The sequence below is a fragment of the Sporosarcina sp. G11-34 genome (genome assembly GCF_026931025.1).
Genome location: NZ_JAHNZW010000015.1, coordinates 38,746 through 60,002, shown reverse-complemented (window position 1 = coordinate 60,002; position 21,257 = coordinate 38,746). Strand labels below are relative to the sequence as shown.

The 21,257-nt window shown below is 38.7% G+C and carries 16 protein-coding genes; 3 read left to right on the top strand and 13 right to left on the bottom strand.

Annotated features, from left to right (window positions below; all coding sequences use genetic code 11):
* Positions 1-35: 35 nt before the first annotated feature.
* Together KSU66_RS17765 and KSU66_RS17760 are read right to left on the bottom strand one after the other, a co-directional pair.
* A complete protein-coding gene (locus tag KSU66_RS17765) occupies positions 36-1,070 on the bottom strand; it encodes a YecA family protein (RefSeq protein ID WP_269052799.1) in 1,035 nt (344 codons plus the stop codon).
* A 244-nt stretch (positions 1,071-1,314) separates the two neighbouring features.
* Positions 1,315-2,823 carry a DHA2 family efflux MFS transporter permease subunit gene (locus KSU66_RS17760; protein WP_269052798.1) on the bottom strand — a complete coding sequence of 503 codons (1,509 nt, stop codon included), beginning with the start codon at positions 2,821-2,823 and terminating at the stop codon, positions 1,315-1,317.
* Positions 2,824-3,002: 179 nt separating this feature from the next.
* Between KSU66_RS17760 and KSU66_RS17755 the strand changes: the two genes are divergently transcribed.
* Positions 3,003-3,884, top strand: coding sequence for a TetR/AcrR family transcriptional regulator (locus KSU66_RS17755; RefSeq protein ID WP_269052797.1), 882 nt, complete (start codon positions 3,003-3,005; stop codon positions 3,882-3,884).
* Positions 3,885-4,215: 331 nt separating this feature from the next.
* Here the strand turns inward: KSU66_RS17755 and KSU66_RS17750 are convergent, their stop codons facing one another.
* The 8 genes from KSU66_RS17750 to KSU66_RS17715 form a co-directional block, all read right to left on the bottom strand.
* Positions 4,216-5,556, bottom strand: a complete 1,341-nt coding sequence (locus KSU66_RS17750) for a sodium/glutamate symporter (protein WP_269052796.1) — start codon at positions 5,554-5,556, stop codon at positions 4,216-4,218.
* A gap of 401 nt (positions 5,557-5,957) precedes the next feature.
* On the bottom strand, positions 5,958-8,009 hold the full coding sequence (locus KSU66_RS17745) for a prolyl oligopeptidase family serine peptidase (protein WP_269052795.1): 2,052 nt from the start codon (positions 8,007-8,009) through the stop codon (positions 5,958-5,960).
* A gap of 27 nt (positions 8,010-8,036) precedes the next feature.
* Positions 8,037-8,930, bottom strand: a complete 894-nt coding sequence (opp4C, locus tag KSU66_RS17740; RefSeq protein ID WP_269052828.1) for an oligopeptide ABC transporter permease — start codon at positions 8,928-8,930, stop codon at positions 8,037-8,039.
* Positions 8,931-8,966: 36 nt separating this feature from the next.
* A complete protein-coding gene (locus KSU66_RS17735; protein WP_269052794.1) occupies positions 8,967-9,917 on the bottom strand; it encodes an ABC transporter permease in 951 nt (316 codons plus the stop codon).
* 222 nt (positions 9,918-10,139) lie between these two features.
* A complete protein-coding gene (locus tag KSU66_RS17730) occupies positions 10,140-11,771 on the bottom strand; it encodes a peptide-binding protein (RefSeq protein ID WP_269052793.1) in 1,632 nt (543 codons plus the stop codon).
* Positions 11,772-11,840: 69 nt separating this feature from the next.
* Positions 11,841-12,872, bottom strand: a complete 1,032-nt coding sequence (locus tag KSU66_RS17725) for a dipeptide ABC transporter ATP-binding protein (RefSeq protein WP_269052792.1) — start codon at positions 12,870-12,872, stop codon at positions 11,841-11,843.
* Positions 12,872-13,855, bottom strand: coding sequence for an ABC transporter ATP-binding protein (locus KSU66_RS17720; protein WP_269052791.1), 984 nt, complete (start codon positions 13,853-13,855; stop codon positions 12,872-12,874). The genes KSU66_RS17725 and KSU66_RS17720 overlap by 1 nt, the downstream gene beginning before the upstream one ends.
* A gap of 146 nt (positions 13,856-14,001) precedes the next feature.
* Positions 14,002-15,069: a M24 family metallopeptidase gene (locus KSU66_RS17715; protein WP_269052790.1), complete on the bottom strand. Its 1,068-nt coding sequence runs from the start codon at positions 15,067-15,069 to the stop codon at positions 14,002-14,004.
* Positions 15,070-15,600: 531 nt separating this feature from the next.
* Here KSU66_RS17715 and KSU66_RS17710 point away from each other — a divergent pair.
* Together KSU66_RS17710 and rpoN are read left to right on the top strand one after the other, a co-directional pair.
* Positions 15,601-16,704: a M24 family metallopeptidase gene (locus tag KSU66_RS17710; protein WP_269052789.1), complete on the top strand. Its 1,104-nt coding sequence runs from the start codon at positions 15,601-15,603 to the stop codon at positions 16,702-16,704.
* A gap of 290 nt (positions 16,705-16,994) precedes the next feature.
* Positions 16,995-18,308 carry an RNA polymerase factor sigma-54 gene (gene rpoN, locus KSU66_RS17705; RefSeq protein WP_269052788.1) on the top strand — a complete coding sequence of 438 codons (1,314 nt, stop codon included), beginning with the start codon at positions 16,995-16,997 and terminating at the stop codon, positions 18,306-18,308.
* Between the two features lie 84 nt (positions 18,309-18,392).
* Here rpoN and KSU66_RS17700 read toward each other — a convergent pair whose 3' ends face one another.
* The 3 genes from KSU66_RS17700 to dapA form a co-directional block, all read right to left on the bottom strand.
* Positions 18,393-18,674 (bottom strand): hypothetical protein, encoded by a 282-nt coding sequence (locus KSU66_RS17700; RefSeq protein ID WP_269052787.1) that lies wholly within the window; start codon positions 18,672-18,674, stop codon positions 18,393-18,395.
* A gap of 167 nt (positions 18,675-18,841) precedes the next feature.
* Complete coding sequence (locus KSU66_RS17695) at positions 18,842-20,335, bottom strand: aldehyde dehydrogenase family protein (protein ID WP_269052786.1); 1,494 nt, start codon at positions 20,333-20,335, stop codon at positions 18,842-18,844.
* Positions 20,332-21,246, bottom strand: a complete 915-nt coding sequence (gene dapA, locus KSU66_RS17690) for a 4-hydroxy-tetrahydrodipicolinate synthase (protein WP_269052785.1) — start codon at positions 21,244-21,246, stop codon at positions 20,332-20,334. The genes KSU66_RS17695 and dapA overlap by 4 nt, the downstream gene beginning before the upstream one ends.
* Positions 21,247-21,257 lie beyond the last annotated feature (11 nt).

Sequence of the window (21,257 nt, the reverse complement as noted above, 5' to 3'; positions counted from 1 at the left end):
AATACTATGCCCGCTTTCAACCTATAACTATAAATTTATTCCTTTTTCATTTCCGAAGTCATTCTCTCCACAAAGTCATGAATATTTTCGGCATGTCTTGTTATTGAACTTGCCGACACAGAAAACAGCCTTGCTATATCCGCCTTCGTACCTTCATACTCGCCTAACAATTCAAGATCGCTTGCGACTTGAAATACTGCCGCTGCAATAATGTTCGGTTTCCGGAAATTTGGTTTTTCTTTTAAAAAGTATGAAATAGAAATGTTTCTCAGTAAGTCTTGTACTTCCGCACGTTGACCAAGGTCATCGATTGTTGTTTTCAAAACTTCCAACACTTCCTGCTGAACTTGAGTCAGATCACTTTCAATCAGCTCTTCTACCGAGCCAGTCTCTCTGTCAAGAATCGCATGGAATATATCTACCATATGTTCTTTATAGAAATCAAGACTATTTTCAAATCCACTAGATGCTGCTAGCGCTTCAATTTGTTTTTCAAAGCTTCCATTACTATCGTTTATAAACATAAGTGATGTAATGACATATATTCCATTTTCCTGTTTTCTATTATCAGGAAGCACACCGCCAAATACGATTGAATCCTTTTCAACCGGCATGTTGGGTTCCTTTTCTAAATAGTACGTTCCTTTGCCCAGTATTTCTTCGACTTCGATAAATCCATCCTTTTCATCTTTCGCTTTTCCAAAGAGAACGAATGGTTGCTGCCATGTTTTAACTACAGCGCGAACGGAACTTCTTATCGGAGTATTCAATACCTTCACCAAATGACGTTTCCACAAATCCTGACGCGCAACAAATAAGAAGTATTCAGTTAGTGATCCTTCGATACTATTATCGTCCCAAAGGTCCCCAAGTTTCGCTTCCCACTGTCGTCTGTAACTATTAAGTTCAATAATATCTGAGTTTGCCGGTGGTTGCTCATAAATACTTAAGAGGATACGCTCTAACTCCTCATCAACAAGCTGTTCTACTGGCTTATCATTTTTCCCTAAACAACATCTTTTATGTTTTTTACCGCTCCCACATGGACACGGATCATTTCTTCCAATCATTAAACTCTCACCTTTCTTAAACTAGACATAGGCCTGCACGGAGCAGGTTTTGCATCCATCACCACAACTAGTGGCCGTATTGGGATGCTATCTAGGCGCAATATTCCAGACCAACTAAGTCATAACCTAATCCAAATTATACTTGATGAATCGGAACACTTGTCTTTGCTACTCTTCTAATCATAACAGAAAGTAAAGAGCCCCGCACAAGTCAATGACCACCTGTACGGAGCTGTCTAGTTTGTTACTCTTTCTCTTCTCCCGAATCGCTCACATTAAATTCACTAACTGGTGGTTCCACCCGTTTAATAAAGAAGGCTAACACGAGTCCTACAATCGCGATAAGCGTGGCGATGAAGAATGCGTAGCTAATACCTTCTAGCATTGCCTGCTTTTCAATCTCCTGTTGCAATACCCCAAGCCCTTCAGCTGTTGTCGGCATATCTCCAGCATCCGTCGCATCAGCCATCAGTGAAGCACCAACTGAACCCATACGCGTCGTCATAATCGTTAATAATAAGGCTGAACCGATTGCACCCGCCACTTGCTGTAGCGTACTGTTTATCGCAACACCATGGGGGTTAGATTTCGCCGGCAGCTGATTTAGACCATTCGTCATAACCGGCATCATAACTAACGCCATACCCACCATGCGAATCGTGTAGATTGTCATGATGTAATAATAGCCAGTCTCCATCCCAAATTCACTCATATAATATGTTGTAATCACTGTAACTGAAAGGCCAATCACAGCCATCACACGTGCTCCGTATTTATCAAATAGTCGTCCTGTAATCGGCGACATCAGCCCCATCAAAAGGGCACCAGGAAACATTAATATTCCTGCATCTAACGGGGATATCTCCCGAACACTTTGCACGTATAACGGCGTCAATATCATTGCAGAAAACATTGCGGCAGAAGTAACTACCGATATAATCGAAGACAAAGCAAACATTGGATATTTATATATTCTGAAGTCGAGCATCGGTTCGTCCATCCGAAGTTGTCTGAGGACAAATATTAAGAGTGCAATTGCACCTATTGCAATAGTGCCGTAAACGATTGGTGCGCTCCATCCTTTATCTCCCGCCGAACTGAATCCGTAGAGGAGTCCACCAAAACCGATACTCGACAATATAATCGAAAATACATCGAGCTTCATATCCCGGTTCGGTGTAATATTTCGAAGCCTAAAGATTGCATAAACCAATGTTAATAAAGCTATTGGCAATACAATAATGAAAAGCATTCTCCACGACTGGCTTTCAAGAATAAATCCTGATAGCGTTGGACCTATCGCTGGTGCGGTAAACATTACAAGACCAAATATTCCCATCGCCGCCCCACGACGTTCGACTGGGAACGCTGTCAGCATGATGTTCATAAGAAGTGGCATCATCATCGCCGATCCAGCTGCTTGAATCATCCTTGCTACAACGAGTATCCAAAAGCTCGGTGCAATAATCGCTATAAGAGTCCCTAGCGAAAACAAAGTCATTGCTGTTATGAACAATTTTCGGTTCGTAAACTTTTGTATAAAAAAAGCACTCACTGGAATTAAAATACCATTGACGAGCATAAAACCAGTCGTTAACCATTGAACTTCAGATGGTTTAACGTTAAATTCATTCATTATTGTTGGTAATGCAATATTTAGTAGTGTGTTGTTCAATAATGCAACAAATGCCCCTATAAATAAAATTGCTATCATGCCATAAGGCGGTTTTTCATGTATTTTCTTAATATCCATCTAAGTTCCTCCATCTAAACAAAACAATTTATAATTTGCCAGTATATTTCATTACCCTATACATATTATACCCTCGGTCCAAAAACCTCAAGTTATAAAACCACACAATTCATCTTCATTGTATTGTAAGTGTTTACACGTTAAAATAAGGATAGACTAAAGGTATAAGGATGATTATTATGAATGATCGCAAAAAACAAGTATTATTAATCGCGCAACGACTTTTCGTTGAAAAAGGATTTCTATCGACTTCGATACAAGACATTCTAGAGGAGTCTCAAATTTCCAAAGGAACATTTTACAATTACTTCTCTTCAAAAAACGAGTGTCTGATGGCAATTCTAGAAAACGGACGAAACGAAACAATAATTAGACGGCGAGAAATACTTATCGAACAATCACCTGCAGATAAAAACATACTGGTTAAACAAATTTCCATTCGCCAACAAGTAAATCGAGATTACAATTTACTCCCTATTTTTGAAGCCGTTTTTCATTCAGGAGACCCAGATTTAAGTGCATTCGCGAAGAAACATCATCTCGCTGAAATTTCATGGCTCACCGAGAGGTTGGTCGATGTATACGGAATCCAAGTTAAACCCCACGCCCCCGATTGTGCTATCTTGCTGATGGGCATGTTGCAGCATATGTCACACGTATTGATGGCTCGTCCAACAGAGGATATCGACTCCACCGAACTGGTGAAATTCATAATGCGCCGAATGGATTCAATTATTCCTGACGTTGTCCAAACAAAAGATCAACTACTGCCTGAAACTACTTTTTCAACTATCGACGTTATCTTTGACCATAAAACAAAAAAACAACTCCTCTCCATGATGACTGATTTCGCAAGTATGCTTCCAGATGAAGAAAGTCTAAGAAGTAGCCAATACATTGAATTCATTATTGAAGAGCTAAACGCGGCGCTACCTCGCACCTTCTTACTTGAAACAGTTACACGTTCATTCCGAGAAGCTTTTGTCGATACTCCTTATGAAACTGAATCCGAAAAAATTGCAGCAGCCTTATGGAAGTACTTTGATACACTAAAAAAATAACCAACAAAAAACCACACGATACCAATGTGTGGTTTTTCGCTTTATATAAAGGCTCTAAGTCAAATGTTGGGGTGATGTGCAATTAGCACGTCACTCTCTTTTTTCTTTTATACAAAGTACATTGATTTGCGTTCCAGTCGGACGCTTTCCGGGGGGCGTTCGGTGAGTCGCCGACTTCAACTCCAATCAACTAAATCATCAGCCTAAATGAATAACAACCAAATTTACCTTGCCTTCCTACACACCTATATATATATATATATATATATATTCATCGGTGTACACAGACAAAAAGCCCCAGCATATTGCTGAGGCTTTTTGATTTCACTTTTTAGTTATTTCTTGTTCGACTAAGCCATTTATACTTAATTGCCATTAAGTATATGACAAAAGTTACGCCAAATGTCATTGCGACAAATACCCATGATTGGGAATTCAATACAAGTAGTGGTGCAAATGTGATTAATAGAATCTCAACCGGCGCAATCGGAATATAAGCTAAACCATAGTCATCTAGCGTTTTACTCTTAGCTTCCGGATCGACAATTCTAAGTAAAGCCATTCCCATGGCAACAGTACCAGTTGTCCAACCCCAGGTAAAGATTCCTTTTTCGAACCAGTATTCTTCGAAAAACTTCTTCGATAGAACTTTGAAAAATACGAATGCAAACACTATACCGAACACAAACAACAGAAGTAACGGGACAAGGTAATCAAGGACAACTGATAAACTGATGGAAGCTATTCCAAACGCCACCAGTACATCAGTTGCACTCCCACTTATCCGGTTTACTACGTCTGTGCTTACATATTTTGCAGAGTTTGTTGCATTCAGGATTTTCTTAACGAGCAAACCAACAAGAAACGCTAACGAAAATGCCGGAATTGCCACGTTAGGTAGCAGTTTGACACCTAACTCACTTATGTAGTATCCACCCATAGCAATTATTGTAACGATAGCTATATGAAAGATATATGGATCGATAGAAATCGAAGAAACAGTATCCGTTTCAGATTTCACCCTAGATCCCGGCGGTATCAATCCGGTTTTTAGCTCATTCGGTAAATCATCAAAACTAGCTAAGAATGATGTTTGTCCTTTTGCCGCACCCCGTTTAATAAACAGAATACCTAATACAATCGAACAAATAATCCCAATCGTAGCGGAAGTCATTGCCAGATCCGTAGCTTCTTCCCAACCATTTTGCGCAAAGGTTGAACCGATTGCTGCAGCTGTTCCATGACCACCGACAAAACCAGCAGCTAACAACAAACCAAATCCATCATGAATGTCATTCCAAAATGGGTTAATGAATAGCAAAGCGAAGAACAGGCCCCCACCCCACATTAACACCATTACTATTTGTGAGAAAGACCACATGCTTCCAACTCTTGTCTTAATCGCATTCCAATCAATTCTTGGCGATAACAACGGCAGTGTTCCAAAAATAACAGCAATCAATATTGCCGGGTACACCTTTATTTGATCCGAGAAGGGCAGTAATCCAAAACCATTCGGGCCAAGTGCTAACCCAAGAATACCCGCAATAATACTTGCCGGCAAAAACAGTTTTTGAACAAATCGCACCTTCGCTCGTATTATTGTTCCTACGAGCAACAAAAGTGAAACCAGTCCAATATCTGTAAATAAAACCCACGGTGAAAAATCCATATATATATCCTCCTTAACTAAACGATAATCCAAAAACAAGCAACTTTTCAATGAATAATAGAAACCGGTTACACAGCTATAAATATTTCCGTACTTTCTCCGACTGTAGCAATATAACACCTTATAAGAAAGGAGTAAACCTTTACCCGAGTTGTTGATTTCTTTAATTAATTTCGATAATTACTTATGTTGAATTAGCCTATTAGTAAATCTTTATTCTTATCGTATTACATAGCTGAATCAGCTAACCTTTCGCTAAACTTAAAAAAACTTTATCGGTTAATAGGCAGAGGATTTTGTTGCGCTCCACTTGAATTATTTTTCAACAAAAAAGTAGTAATGCACCCCATGAATAATGGCCTGCACTACTACTTTTCTGTTTTTGTTCAAGTTACACAAATTTAATCTATAGGTATTCCTAAACTATCGTAGATAAAAGTATAAATATCTGTATACTCTTCAATTATTTTAGACGTTGGTTTGCCAAGTCCATGCCCAGCATTTTTTTCTATTCTGAGGAGAATAGGAGCTTTTCCAGCTTGGGCTTTTTGTAATGTCGCGGTGTACTTCTTCGCATGAAGAGGGACAACACGATCATCTGTATCGGCCGTTGTTACTAATGTTGCCGGATACTTTATGCCTGGCGTAACATTATGAAGTGGAGAATAGGCATATACATTATTAAAATGTTCTTCGCTTTCCTCAGCATTACCAAATTCTGAAGTCCAAAATCGACCTACAGTAAAACGTTGATACCTAAGCATATCCGTTACTGGTACCTGGCACACGACAGCTCCAAATAAGTCCGGACGTTGGTTCATACAAGCCGAAACCAAAAGCCCGCCATTACTGCCCCCCATAATCGCTAACTTAGATGAATTTGTATACTCATTGTCTATTAACCACTCACCTGCAGCAATGAAGTCTTCAAAGACGCGCTGTTTATTCCCAAATGTACCTGCTTGGTGCCAAGCTTCGCCGTATTCTCCGCCGCCTCTAATATTAGCAACAGCGTAGATTCCCCCATCCTCAATAAACATCGCATTGGATGGTGAATAAGAAGGTGTTAAACTTATATTAAAACCGCCATACCCGTAAAGAAGTACAGGATGATTCCCGGTTAACTTAACCCCTCTTTTATGCGTTATAAACATCGGTATTTTGGTTCCATCTTTAGATGGATAGAAAACTTGCTTCGTTTCGAATTTAGAACTGTCCAGTTTAGCCCCCGAAGGAAATAAAACTTCCAAACTCCCCTTCTCAAGGTCGTACCGCATAATCGTATTCGGACTTAAATAAGAAGAATAACTTATAAATAACTCTTGTTGCTTTTTATTTGTGGAGATATCGATAATTGTAATCATGTCAGGAAGTTCTAGTTTTTTAATGAATGAACCGGAAAGATCGTATAACTTCACCTGATCCCGTGCATGCAGCATAGAGGTGACGACTAATTTATCATCAATTTTCCTGATGAATGATAGGACTTCCTTTTGTTCAGGAATAACTTCTATCCAATTTTCTTCTTCCGGTTGTTCAATGTCAACTGCAATTATTTTACCATTTGGCGCATTTTGATTTGTATAAATGTAAAAGATTGACCCTTCATTTCCAATAAACGAATAGTATCCGTCATCCTTATTTATTAAAGGAATGAATTCTCCGTTTTCTTTATTCGAACGGAAGTAAAGTTGACTTTTATTTTCCGTCCCCTTCCACAATGTTACTATTAAGTAGTTGTAATCGTCTGTAAGGACCGGCTCAAACGCAATTTCTTTATCGTCGGTTCTTTCATAAATTAAAACGTCTTCAATTTGTGGCGTATTCAATTTATGAAAGTATAACCGGTTGAAGTTACTTTCATCTTCTTCGGATACCGTTCCTTGTTCTGGAAAACGACTATAATAGAAACCATCACCGTCCTCTGTCCAGGCAAGCGTACTGAATTTACACCTTTTAAGTGTTTCAGGGTAATCAGTAAGCGTCTCCATGTTGCGAATCTTTATTTCTTGCCAATCACTTCCGTTTTCCGAAATGGCATAGGCCATAAGCGAACCATCCTTATTGAATGTGGTATTCGTTAAAGCGGATGTCCCTTCAGCATTCAATTCATTTGGATTAATGACAATTTCGGTTGAAGGATTCGTAAGTTCTTTACCCCTATGTAAAATAGGTTGATTTTGCAAACCACCATTTTTACTGTAGTAGTAATAATCTCCTTTTTTTTGCGGAACAGCGTACTTTGGAAAGTTCCAATGAGCTGTTAATTTTTCCTTTATCTTTTTACGGCCTAAAATACTAGCTAGATGTTGTTCTGTACGGCCACTTTGATCCTTTTCCCATTCTACTGTTCGGCTACTACTTGAATTTTCTAACCAACGATAAGGATCAGCGACAATCGTACCATGAAAGTTATCACTAGTTTTATCTTCAATAACTTCTGTTTTCATCATTACAACGCTCCAAACTTTATCATTTTTTTAATCCTTTATTTTAGGGTCAAACGCATCTCGCAAGCCATCACCTATAAAGTTAAATGCCAATACCGTTAGTAATATCATGAAGCCTGGAAATAGAGGAAACCACCATGCGCCAAGCATAATTTGAGGGTTCTGTGCACTTTGCAACATATTACCCCAGCTAGGTATCGGAGGTTGAATACCAAGTCCTAAATAGCTTAGTGCTGCTTCAGCCAAAATAACTCCACCAATTCCTAGTGTTGCCGATACAATTATTGGCCCCATTGCATTAGGTAAGATATGCGAGAAAATAATTCTCGAACTCCGGATTCCCAATGTCCTTGCCGCTAAAACAAACTCTGCTGTACGAAGAGCTAAAAATTCCCCACGAACTAGACGGGCCGTCCCAGTCCAACCAAATATGGCAAATATACTAATAAGGGTCCATAGACTAGGTTCAAAGATTGTAATTAGTGTTATTAGTAGAAAGAGTGACGGGAAAGAAATGACCGCATCTACAAACCTCATAAGGAATGCATCAAGTTTACCGCCGTAATAACCCGCCACCGCGCCGATTACAGTCCCTATAAATATTGACCCAGCAACAGAAGCAAAGCCTACAAGTAAGGAAACTCTCGCTCCATAAAGTAACCTACTGAATGTATCCCGACCTAAGTTATCTGCCCCTAAAATATATTTTTCACCTGGAGGCATTAGTTTATCAAGTAATACTTGCTTACTTGGATCTTGTGGCGCTATCCAAGGTGCAAATAGCGCACAAAACATAATAATAATGAGCATAATTGCACCAATTACAGCTAACTTATTCGCCATAAACTTTCGTAACATAACTTTCCGCATTGGTTCATGAACCAGCTCCGGATTTTCTTCTAAAATAAGTGAACCATTCACCATTCCGTCTAGTTTTGGAAGTGTCACTTTAATCCCCTCCTAATATTCAATTCGCGGATCGAAAATAGCGTAGAGTATATCTGCAAGTAAATTACCAATAACAACTAACGTCGCTGCAATTACAATTACCGCCATTATTACCGGGTAATCCCTTTGGAATGCGGCTTCTACGAACAGCAAACCAATTCCAGGCCATGCAAATATACTTTCTATAATGACGGACCCCCCTATAAATGAAGGAAGCATTAATCCGAAAATCGTAATAATGGGTATAAGTCCATTACGAAGTCCATGTTTAAAAATAACAGTACTACTCTTGAAACCGTTTGCCTTAGCAGTGCGAATGTAATCCTGACGTAATACATCCAACATGCTAGAGCGGGAATACCTCGTTAATCCGGCCATATCTGCGGTTGCTAGTACAAACGCCGGAAGTATTAAGTGATGAATGCGGTCCCACAAATTAAAAGCTTCGCCGTGCGTGGACACTCCGCCTACTGGAAACCATCCCATATGTACCGACGCAAACATTATTAGAACAAGACCTATCCAAAAGTTGGGAGTAGCGATTCCCAAAAACGAAACAAACGTGATAGAGTAATCGGTTAGCGAGTTTCTTTTAGTTGCTGAAATAACTCCTAGTGGAATCGAAATTAGAAATGCGATAATAGTCGAAACAAGCATTAATAGTAAAGTGTTAGGTAACCTGGCTAAAACCAATTCACTCACAGGTACTCCTTGGCGAATTAACGATTGCCCAAAATCACCTTGCACCATATTCCCTAACCATCTAACATATTGCACGGCGACATTGTCATTTAATCCATTAGCTTCTTTAAATGCCTCTAGGTTCTCTTTTTTAATCATTGGATCCATCATTAATGCTGTGGGATCCCCAGGCGCCATTTGCATCATTGCAAATGAAATAATCGTTATAATAAAAAGTAATGGAATTGCCATTAAACATCTTCTTACTATATAAGTAGTCATTTTAAGTTCGCTCCTTCCCTTATACTCTAATAATTTGAAACCTTTTAAGTATCTTGTAAGCGGTAATCTAAGGATTCAAATACCAAGGGTAATTAAATGAAGTATTCATCAATCAAGACATTTAATAATAAAGCGAACATCTCCACAATATTCCGAAGATGTTCGCCACTTATGACACTAAAACTAACATTTTAAATACATAGTGTGATAGTGATTTTAATGTTACTCGATATACCATTCATGAACTTTATAGTAAGTGTTAGCAGCATTAAATAATGGACCATGAAGTTTTGGTGAATATGCAAGGTGACCTTCAACATAATATAAGAAAGTACTAGGCTGATCTTCCGTTACGATTGCATCCGCCTCGGCAATAATTGCTTTTCTTTCTTCTAGATTAGAGATTTTCGTGTTTTCTGATAGCAGCTCATCAACTTTTTCATTTGAATAACCGCCATAATTTAACCCGTTTTCAATTTCCGATGTATGCCAGAACCAAGTTGGATCTGGGTCACTACCAATGGACCAACCCGCTACCATTGCATCGAAGTTCCAATTTGGTGGACTTGTTTGTTCAACATACGCACTCCATTCGAGTACTTCAATTGATGTCTTAATACCAATTTCACTTAATTGTTGTTGTGCAACTTCTGCAATTTGCTGGCGAATTTCATTTGCTGAAGTTGTTTTCAAAACAAATTCAAACTTTTGTCCGTCTTTCTCCATGATGCCGTCTGATCCAGGTTCCCAACCCGCTTCTTTAAGCTTTTTCTTAGCTTCTTCCGGATCATATTCAAACTCTGGAACATCGTCATTAAATGCCCAGTTTGCCGGGCTACCAGGTCCGTGAGCTACAACTCCCGATCCATCCAATATGGCTTGTACAATCGCTTCCTTATCTATTGCATGTGTTAGTGCTTGACGAACTAACTTATCTTGGAATAGTTCGTTCCTTAAATTATAGCCAATAAACTCCCAAGCATTTGATGGACCCGAGGAAATCTCTATTATTCCTTCATCCTCTAGTTTTCTTGCAGTTTCAATATATTGTGGTGTAATGCCAGTCATATTAATATCGCCTACTTGTAACTGTGCCATTAGCGTATTCATATCCGGAACAATTTTAGATATAATTGAATCTAGTTTCGGTTTTCCAAGGAAATAATCTTCATTCGCTTCGAGTTCAATGTACTCGCCTTCTTTCCATTCCTTAAATTTGAATGGACCTGTTCCAATTGGCGATTTCGTATTAAATTCATTTGTACCAAGATCTGCTATAGGAACATCACCTAGTATATGCTTCGGAAGAACTTGGAACTGTGCTGTAATCGTGATAAACGGTGCATATGGTTCTGAAAGAATAATTTCTACCGTATGATCGTCAATTTTGTTTATTTCGTCAATAATTTCAAATGGTAAACCACGCGGTCCAATATAATCTTCGTGCAATGGTATTCCATAGGAGAATACAACGTCATCTGCTGTAAAGTCTTCTCCGTCATGCCATTTAACATCTTTCCTCAAATTGAAAGTCCACGTTAATCCGTCTTCTGTAAAATCCCAGCTTTCCGCTAGGTCTCCTTCAGGGTTAAAGTCTGTATCGACTGTGACCAGACCACTAAAAATAAAGTTCTCAATTGTTGAACTTGAAGTATCCGTTGAATAATATGGATTAAATATCGTCGGAGCAGCTGTCGTTCCTAAAACTAAGCTACCGCCCGATTCTTCTGTCGGATTATCAACTTTTTGATTTTCTTTTTTAGTTCCACTTTCTTTTACAGTTCCATCCGAACATGCAGCAACAACAAGCATCATCGCCAATACAATCATTAGTAAAAAACGATTTTTCATCATTTTTTATTCCCCCTTTAATTTTTTTAATTTATCGCATGAACTATGAACCACCCCCTTTCAGGAGTTATTTCACTCATATAAATGACAGGCGACAAAGTGATCTGGTTTTGCTTCCTTAAATTCAGGAATTATTGTTTCACATATCTTCATTTTAGCTGGGCACCTTGTATGAAAGACACATCCCGTTGGTTGATTGGCCGCACTCGGAATATCTCCCTTCAGCACAATTCTTTCTCTTTTTACGACGCCCTTCTTTCTTATAACAGGTACCGCGGAAAGTAATGCTTGTGTGTAAGGATGTAGTGGTTCAGCGTATAAATCGTTTTTCTCCGATAATTCTACAAGTTTCCCCAAATACATTACGCCTACCCTATCGGCAATATGCCTTACCACACTTAAATCATGGGATATGAAAATATACGTCAGGTCTAATTCTGATTGTAATTCTTCCAATAAATTAATAATCTGTGATTGAATCGATACATCTAATGCGGAAACTGCCTCGTCTGCGATTATTAACTCGGGATTTAACACAAGTGATCGCGCAATACCAATTCTTTGGCGCTGCCCCCCTGAAAATTCATGAGGATAGTGATTCATAGACGAGGGGTGTAGGCCAACCACATTTAGCAGTTCTTTTATTCTTTCTTCTCGTTCTTTTTTATTACCGAACAACTTATGCGCTGTTAAAGGTTCATTTAAGGTCTTTCCTAAGGTTTTCCGCGGATTTAAGGAAGCAAAAGGATCCTGGAAAATCATTTGTACTTTCTTTCTAATTAGCGGTCTTAATTTTCTTTCTGAAAGGTTTGTAATATCAGTACCGTCAAAAATCACGTTTCCTTCAGTCGGTTCATAGAGCCTGATTAGAGACCTCCCCATAGTTGATTTTCCGCATCCGGATTCTCCGACGATCCCTAAAGTCTCTCCCCTTTTTACAGTAAAGCTAATATCATCAACCGCTTTGACATGACCTACTGTTCGCTGTAATATTCCAGCTTTAACCGGAAAATATTTCTTTAAATTTCGCACCTCTAACAATGTCTCTTTAGCTATCTTAATTTCAGTTTGTTTTGTTCGCTCTAGTAATCCGGTTGATCCCATCATTTTACCTCCCCATCTTCATCATATAAAAAGCAGCGAACAGATCTAGATTCATCTATTTTTCTAATTGGAGGCATTTCTTGAGTGCATCGATCAAAAACTTTACTACATCTCGCTGCAAATTTACATCCTTGAATTACCATCCCTGGCGCAGGGACATTCCCTGGAATTGAATACAGCTTTTCAATTTCACCGTCTATCGTTGGAACCGATTCAATTAGTCCAACCGTATAAGGATGTAATGGATCATTGAATAAGTCATCAATATTAGCTATTTCAACAATTTGCCCAGAGTACATAACTATCACTCTTTCCGCTAGTTCGGAAACAACTCCTAAATCATGCGTAATCAATAGAATCGAGGTAGAAAATTGCTGGCTTAGCTTCTTCATTAACTCAAGTACTTGTGCCTGAATAGTTACATCTAATGCGGTTGTAGGCTCATCCGCTATGAGTAGTTTGGGATTACATGACATTGCCATTGCAATCATCACCCTTTGTCTCATTCCGCCCGAAAGACGATGCGGATAGTCTTTAAGTACTTTTTCCGGTTCTGAAAACCCTACCAGTTCCAACATTTCGATTGCCCTATCTGTCGCCAATTTTTTATTGACTTTTAAATGATGAATAATAACGCTTGTCAATTGGTCCCCAATAGTAAGCACCGGGTTTAAAGACGTCATTGGTTCCTGGAAAATCATCGCGATTTCTTTTCCGCGAACTTCGTACATTTTCTTTTCAGGTAACTCTACGAGGTTAACACCGTCTAACAAAATTTCACCATCTACTATTTTCCCCTCTGGTGCGGGAACAAGACCCATAATAGAAAGTGATGTCATGCTTTTTCCACATCCCGATTCTCCAACAAGAGCAACGGTCTCACCTTTTTTTATTTCAAAATCGATCCCATCAACTGCTTTAACGGTACGTCTTTTATTGCCAAAGTGCGTTTTAAGATCTTTCACTTCCAATAGAGTTGACAAAGTCGTCCACCTCACTGCCTTTGAATTATTGTTAGTAATACCTGCCATCTATATTTAAATAAAGGTTCTCACTAAGTAAGGCGTTCCACTCAAAATACTTAGTGTCCACATTTTTTAGTTCACTCTATATAAATTGTTTACTCCCCTTAAAGGATAATTAAGTTCTTAGGTGAATGCGTTAGAATTTCAATGCCATCTTCTTTTATTAAGATATCGTCCTCGATTCGCACTCCCCCCAATTCAGGAATATAAATACCGGGCTCAATTGTTACAACCATTCCCGGTTGTAATTCTTGTGTTGAGCTTTGCGAGAAAAAGGGATCTTCATGGATATTTAAACCAATTGCATGTCCAAGACCATGACCAAAGTATTCACCGTATCCATTTTCAGTTATGTAATCTCTTGCAATGGAATCTACTTCCTTTGCCGACATTCCAACTTTTATTGTATCCAGCGTAAGTTGTAGCGCATCATGAACGATGATGTAAATCTCTTTTAGTTTTGGATTAGGCTCTCCTACCGAAAGTGTTCTTGTCATATCCGAACAATACCCTTTATACAATGCACCAAAATCCAACTTCACCATCTCGCCTTTTTCAATTACCTTCTCACTAGCAACCCCGTGCGGCAATGCTCCTCGATGTCCCGAAGCAACGATAAAGGTGAATGAGCCACCGTCGGCACCCTGTTTTTTCATAAAGTGCTCTAATTCATGCGATACCTCTAGCTCTGTAACCCCCGGGCGAATAAAGTCTTGGATATGAGTAAAAGCAGCATCACTGATTTTTGCAGCTTGCCTAATATTCTCAACCTCTTCTTCCGTTTTAATCAGCCTGAATTCCTCTATCACTTTAGTTGTGGCAACGAGATTTAGTTCACTCTTATCTTTGAGTTTAGAATAGAAATCAAAACTTACATTGCTAGCTTCAAATCCAAGGTTTTTGATATTCAGTCTCTCCGCTGTTTCGAGAATACTTCCGATTAACCCAGCCGAGGATTTATGTATAATAACGTCATAGTTCGATACCTGTTCACGGGCTTGCTTATCGTATCTAAAATCGGTTAAGAATAGCGCCTGGTCTTTAGTTATCAAAGCGACACCAGCTGTCCCCGTAAAACCGGTCATATAACGTCGGTTTAATTCATCGGTAATTAATAAACCATCTATCCCTAGTCTTTCAAATTCTTCCCTTACACGTTTAATATTGTTCATATAAATCTCTCCTTTTATATCCATTTCCGTGGTAAGCGTTTTCATAGACAGCAACATTACAGAGTCACGAATATTCTACTCATCCATCGTTTTAACAAATTACTTTATACAATCAGTTATATTGCAATTCTCATGCCAACTAATTGATTTGTTTGACTATTTATAAAAATATACATTAAATAAGTGACCTATCTATACAAGTAGTGGCATTAAGGCCGTTGCCTAGGTCGATCCCCAAAATAAGTTCGCATCGGATACATTTGAAACTACAATATAGTTAAAGTATTTAGACACTAATCTCTCCTATTCCTATTTTTTTTACAGTCTGCGGATTTTAAATTAGCAAACTACTTTACATAAGTCTAAGTGCCGCATAAGTGCCCCGGTAGAATCTATGGTAATATGTATGCTATTGCTAAAGATGCCTCCCTACTGAAAGGACAATAATTCCAATTGCAGGGCTAACCCATTATTACCGGCACTTATCTTGCAACACCACAATAGAGACACTATTAACTGGAGGGTTCATACATGAATGAAATTTATGAAACAAGAAGACAGAAACTTGAAAGTTATCTTGAGGAACAACAAATTGAACTGGCGATGATTACCGCACCGTCTAACGTTTTCTACTACACTGGTTTTAATTCGGAACCGCATGAAAGGTTTATGGCTTTGGTTATCGATATGCGTAAAAAGGAAACAATCTTGTTTGTTCCGTTACTTGATGAAAGTGCCGCGGTCTTGGCATCAGACATTCAAAAGATCATTCCTATTTCTGACGCAGAAGAACCATTTGAGGTTGTATCAAATGCTCTAGGGTCCGATATCGCCACTTTCGGCGTCGAGATGAAGGCATTGAGTCTATTCCGATATAACGGCTTGAAAGGTTTTTATCCCGATGCATCAGTGAGTAATATCGAGGATGCTGTTAACGCACAAAGAATTAAAAAATCTACGTATGAAATTGAAGTAGCACAAAAAGCGATTGATATTATTGAAAAGGTTTTGGCAGAGGGCATTAAAACCGTCAAAATTGGGATGAGCGAGAACGAGCTAACTGCGGAATTGGAATTCTTAATGAGGAAATTCGGAGCAGATGGTCCTTCATTTTCAACAATTGTCTTGTCTGGTAAAAAATCAGCACTTCCACACGGTTCACCTGGAGAGCGGACTTTTGAAAAAGGTGATTTTTTACTAATTGATATGGGCGTAGTCAAAGACGGATATTGTTCAGATATCACACGGACATTTGTCATCGGCGAAGCGACTGAAGAGCAAAAAGCTATTTATCAAATCGTATTGGAATCAAACGAAGCTGGTATTAACGCTGTTAAAGTTGGCGTTGAGCTGAAAAGCATTGATATTGCAGCTCGAGACGTCATTAAAGAAAAAGGATACGGTGATTATTTTAATAACCGTGTTGGTCATGGATTAGGAATTGAAGTGCATGAAGAACCTTCTGTTCACGAAGGGAATACCGCCATTGCTGAAAAGGGGCTATTATTTACAATAGAACCTGGTATTTATTTGCCTGAATTAGGCGGCGTACGTATTGAGGATATTGTCTATATTAATGATCAAGGCAAAGCTGAAGTTTTAACTTCATTCCCGAAAGAATTGCAAGTTCTTTAATCCCTCCTAGGGTACACTTCTAAATATTAGTCTTATAGCATTGGTAATAGGGTCTAACTTTTCTCCTATAATCAATCTATAAGGCTTTTTATTTCTTCCACTACTTTTCTTCCTTTCCATCACTTATCAAACTTATTCAAACTTTCACTTTCATGTCGATATTTTAGCGGAATTGTACTATAATAGACTTACAGGGTTATTTAAAATATTCCGAATATAGTAGCGAGGTTTTATTAGTTCAAACTAACAACCTAGATATTTCACATATCTTCACAAGGGGGCAATAAATTATGCAACTCCTAATCGAACAGAGACAAGATCTAAGTTTAGTTATGACTTCCGAGTTAAGACAAGCTATCGAACTATTACAATACTCTACGTATGAACTTTATCAGTACTTAATTGAACAGGGATTGGAAAACCCACTTATAGAACTTGAAGAAAAAGAAGATGATTCTTTGTATAAAGCAAGTATGAAATCCAGTTCTTCCTCATCTGGCTCAATGGGCCTGCCTTTAGACTATATCGAAAGCGAAAAAAGTGGGATGAGATGTAAATTACTACAACAAGCCTCGTTCCTATTTAGAGATGTGAAAGAACAAAGTTTACTTAAGTTCATTATTTCTAATTTGGATGATAACGGGTATTTATCGCTTGATAATTATGATTACAGCTCCAATTTAACCTTCAATGAAGAAATGGTTGAAAAAGGGATTCACCTACTCCAGAAAGTTGGCCCTACTGGTATTGGTGCACGAAATTTAAAAGAATGTTTACTTTTGCAGATTACATATGATTATCCTGATGAACACTCGGCTAAATACTTAATTGAAAATCACTTGGATTTGCTCGCAAATCGTAAATGGGATGATATTTCCTTACAAATGGATCTACCTTTATCTCAGGTTAAAGCTATTCACGATTTTATTAAGACATTAAATCCAAAGCCATGTTCCGGCATCTCCGACTTCACAACTGAATACTTAAATCCTGACATTATTGTTGAATATAAAAATGATAGTCTTTCATATTATTTAAATGACCGCTATTTACCTAAGATTCATTTAAATAGCGACTATAAAGGCTTACTTAAAGAAAAAAATGATACTTCTAAGTATCTTAGTAACCACTACAGTAGTTATCAATGGTTGTTAAGCAGCATTGAACAGCGGAGAATTACAATCACTAATATCGTCAAGGTCATTCTTGAAAGGCAGGCACGTTTTTTCAAAGATGGGTTTATCTCCTTGCAACCATTAACGCTAAAGGAAGTCGCTGATGAGATTGAGATGCATGAATCGACTGTTAGCCGCGCAACGGCGAACAAGATTATTCAGACACCTCAGGGTACCTTTGATCTTCGCATGTTATTCACATCTAAGTTAGATACAGCCGACGGTGATAGTATTTCTCAAACAACAATGAAAGCACTATTACAACACTATATTGCACAAGAGAATAAACATAAGCCATATTCTGACCAAAAAATTGCCAACTACTTTAATGCTGAAAAAGGTATTACCATTTCTAGACGGACAATTAGTAAGTATAGAGAAGAAATGAACATCCCATCTTCACGTATGCGTCGAGAGATAGCAATCTAGCGTTTTATAAAAATCAAAAAGAGAAGATTTTGGAGGGCTATCTCCTTAATCTTCTCTTTTTCCTATACACCTAATTTGTCAGAGTTACTGGGATACATTTTCTTTCGAGAAATGACCGAACCAGTACTTATTCAACAATATAATTGCCCCGCTCAATAAATAAAGATTGATCCCGGTTTCCATGTTAAACCCTGATACAAATATGGAAATTAATATAATTGCAAAAGCAAATGAACCTACTATTCTATATAGCGGGTGTACATCAGTGGGAATAATCAGTAAAATCACCTTTTCACCAATCATCATAAGGACTAAGGTTACAATGATAGCGCTTACTATTAAAAGTAAAAATTCACTAAAATACATAGTAACTACTCCTTCCCCTAAAAATATTATCAACTATACTTAATTATACAACTTATTAGTTAATTAACAATAAAAATTCTAAAAATTGCATACAACATTCATTAAATGTCAATTTAAAAAATGACCCTGGAACAATTCCAGGGTCAATAATATATATATATACTTTTTTAAGACTGGCTAATGTTCACAAAGACACTCTTAACCTCTGTGTAATTATCTAAGCCGTATTCTCCGCCCATTTCGCGACCAACGCCTGACTTTTTGTACCCGCCGAACGGCATTGTCTCCCACTCGAGACCGAAGTCGTTAATCCAAACCGTACCAGCTTGTAATTTTCCTGCAATATAATGGCCTGTTTTAATGTTTTCTGTCCAAACACTTGCCGCAAGTCCATATTCACTGTCGTTTGCACGCTTAATAACTTCTTCTACTGTGTCAAATACGAAGACAGACATGACTGGCCCAAAGATTTCTTCTCGCGCAATTGTCATATGATCTTCAACATCTGCGAAAATGGTTGGTTGGACAAAGAATCCTTTATCCAATCCTTTTTCTCCACCTGCGACAAGACGCGCGCCTTCCGCTTTTCCTTTTTCGATATATTCAAGAACAGTTTGTTGTTGTCTAGCTGAAACAAGCGGCCCCATATCCGTTTCGGAATCCATTCCAGGTCCAAGTTTCAATGCGTTCGCTCGTTCGACTAAGGCTTTGACAACTTGGTCATAATGCGTTCGGTGAACGAAGACACGCGTGCACGCACTACAGTTTTGTCCGTGGTTATACATCGTCCCGTTAAATGCGCCTTCGATTGCCTCTTCAAGGTTTGCATCTTCTAAGATAATGCTTGGAGATTTACCACCCAGCTCCAACGTAACACTTTTAATTTGTTCCGCGCCCTTTTTCATAACTTCTTTTCCGACCGCTGTCGACCCAGTGAATGCGACTTTATCAACGTCTTCATGTGTGATAATCGCATCTCCTGCGATACGACCCGCCCCTGGGATTACGTTTACAACGCCGTCTGGGAAACCGGCTTCTTTAAACAGTCTTGCTGCATAAAGAAGCGATAGTGGTGTTTCACTTGCTGGTTTGATTACTACTGTACAGCCAACTGCGAGTGCCGATCCTAGTTTCCAAGCCGCCATTGCGAGTGGGAAATTCCAAGGAATGATTTGTCCAACAACGCCGACCGGTTCGTGAAGTGTGTACGTCACATAATCCGGAGAAATATTAGTTGTTTTTCCGAATATTTTCGTTGCCCAACCAGCATAATACCTAAAATGCTGAACGGTTCCATCCACATCATCTTCGAGGGCAACCGCATACGGTTTTCCATTATCGAGTGCTTCTAGTTGTGCCAATTCCTCACGGTTCTGTTCAAGTAAATCAGCAAATTTATAAATTAGATGCGAACGTTCTGCCGCATCCATCTTTGTCCATTCGCCTTCATCAAAAGCTTTTCGTGCGGCCGCAACTGCGACGTCGACATCTTCTGCTTGTGCTTCACTTACTGTCGCAATTATTTCTTCGTTTGCAGGGTTAGTCACATCGAACGTTTTTCCGCCAATTGCAGGTACATACTCACCATCAATATAAAGACCCTTGACACCCTTTAGGAATTCTTCCACTTTAGGCTTCAATTTATAATCTGTTATATTCATTTAGAAACTACTCCTTCTTCTTTTTTTAGCGCATCTAAGTTTGTAAGAAGTTCAATTAATGTTGCTTCTTCTTCATCGGATAATCCAAGTCTCGGACGACGGCATGGGCCTCCCGCGAGTCCTTGTAGTTCCATAGTTCTTTTAACGATTTGTACATATTTTCCTGAGCCTTCAAGGAATTCACAAAGCGGAAGGATCTGGTCATAAATTTCCCATGCACGGTCTAAATTACCCGCTTGGTAACTTGAAAATAGTTCCGCTGTAAGTTCTGGAACAATGTTACCCGAAACTGAAATCCAGCCCGTTGCGCCAATGAATAGAGATTCAAGGGCAAGATCTTCAGACCCACAGAATACTTTAATGAACCCTTCGCCTTTTCTCGCAATGTCGCGTGCCTTACCAATTTCACCACTTGATTCTTTAATATGTGTAATATTATCCACATCACGTGCTACGTTTAGAAGCGTTTCAGCACTGATGTCCACGCCCGTCGTGAATGGGTTATTGTAAATCATAATTGGGAACTTCACCGATTCAGCAACAGCCTTAAAGTGTTCATAAATTTCGTTCTCTTTTGGATGTGCATAATACGAGTTTATAAGAAGTGACGCATCCGCCCCAGCTTTTTCAGCTTGTTGCGTGAATTCAATCGCATCCGCCGTTGTTTCAGCTGCAGTTCCAACAACGAGTGTTACACGTCCATTTACTTGTTCAACTGCGATTTCAACAAGTTTAAAGCGCTCTTCTTTTGTTAAACTAACAAACTCGCCTGTACTTCCTGTAATTGCGATACCCGCAACATTCTTACCAATAAAGTGTTCAATGTTATTTTTAAATCCATCATAATCAATTTCCTTTTCGTTAATCATTGGTGTAATTAGTACTGGGAATACCCCTTCAAGCTTCGTCATTATAATTTCCT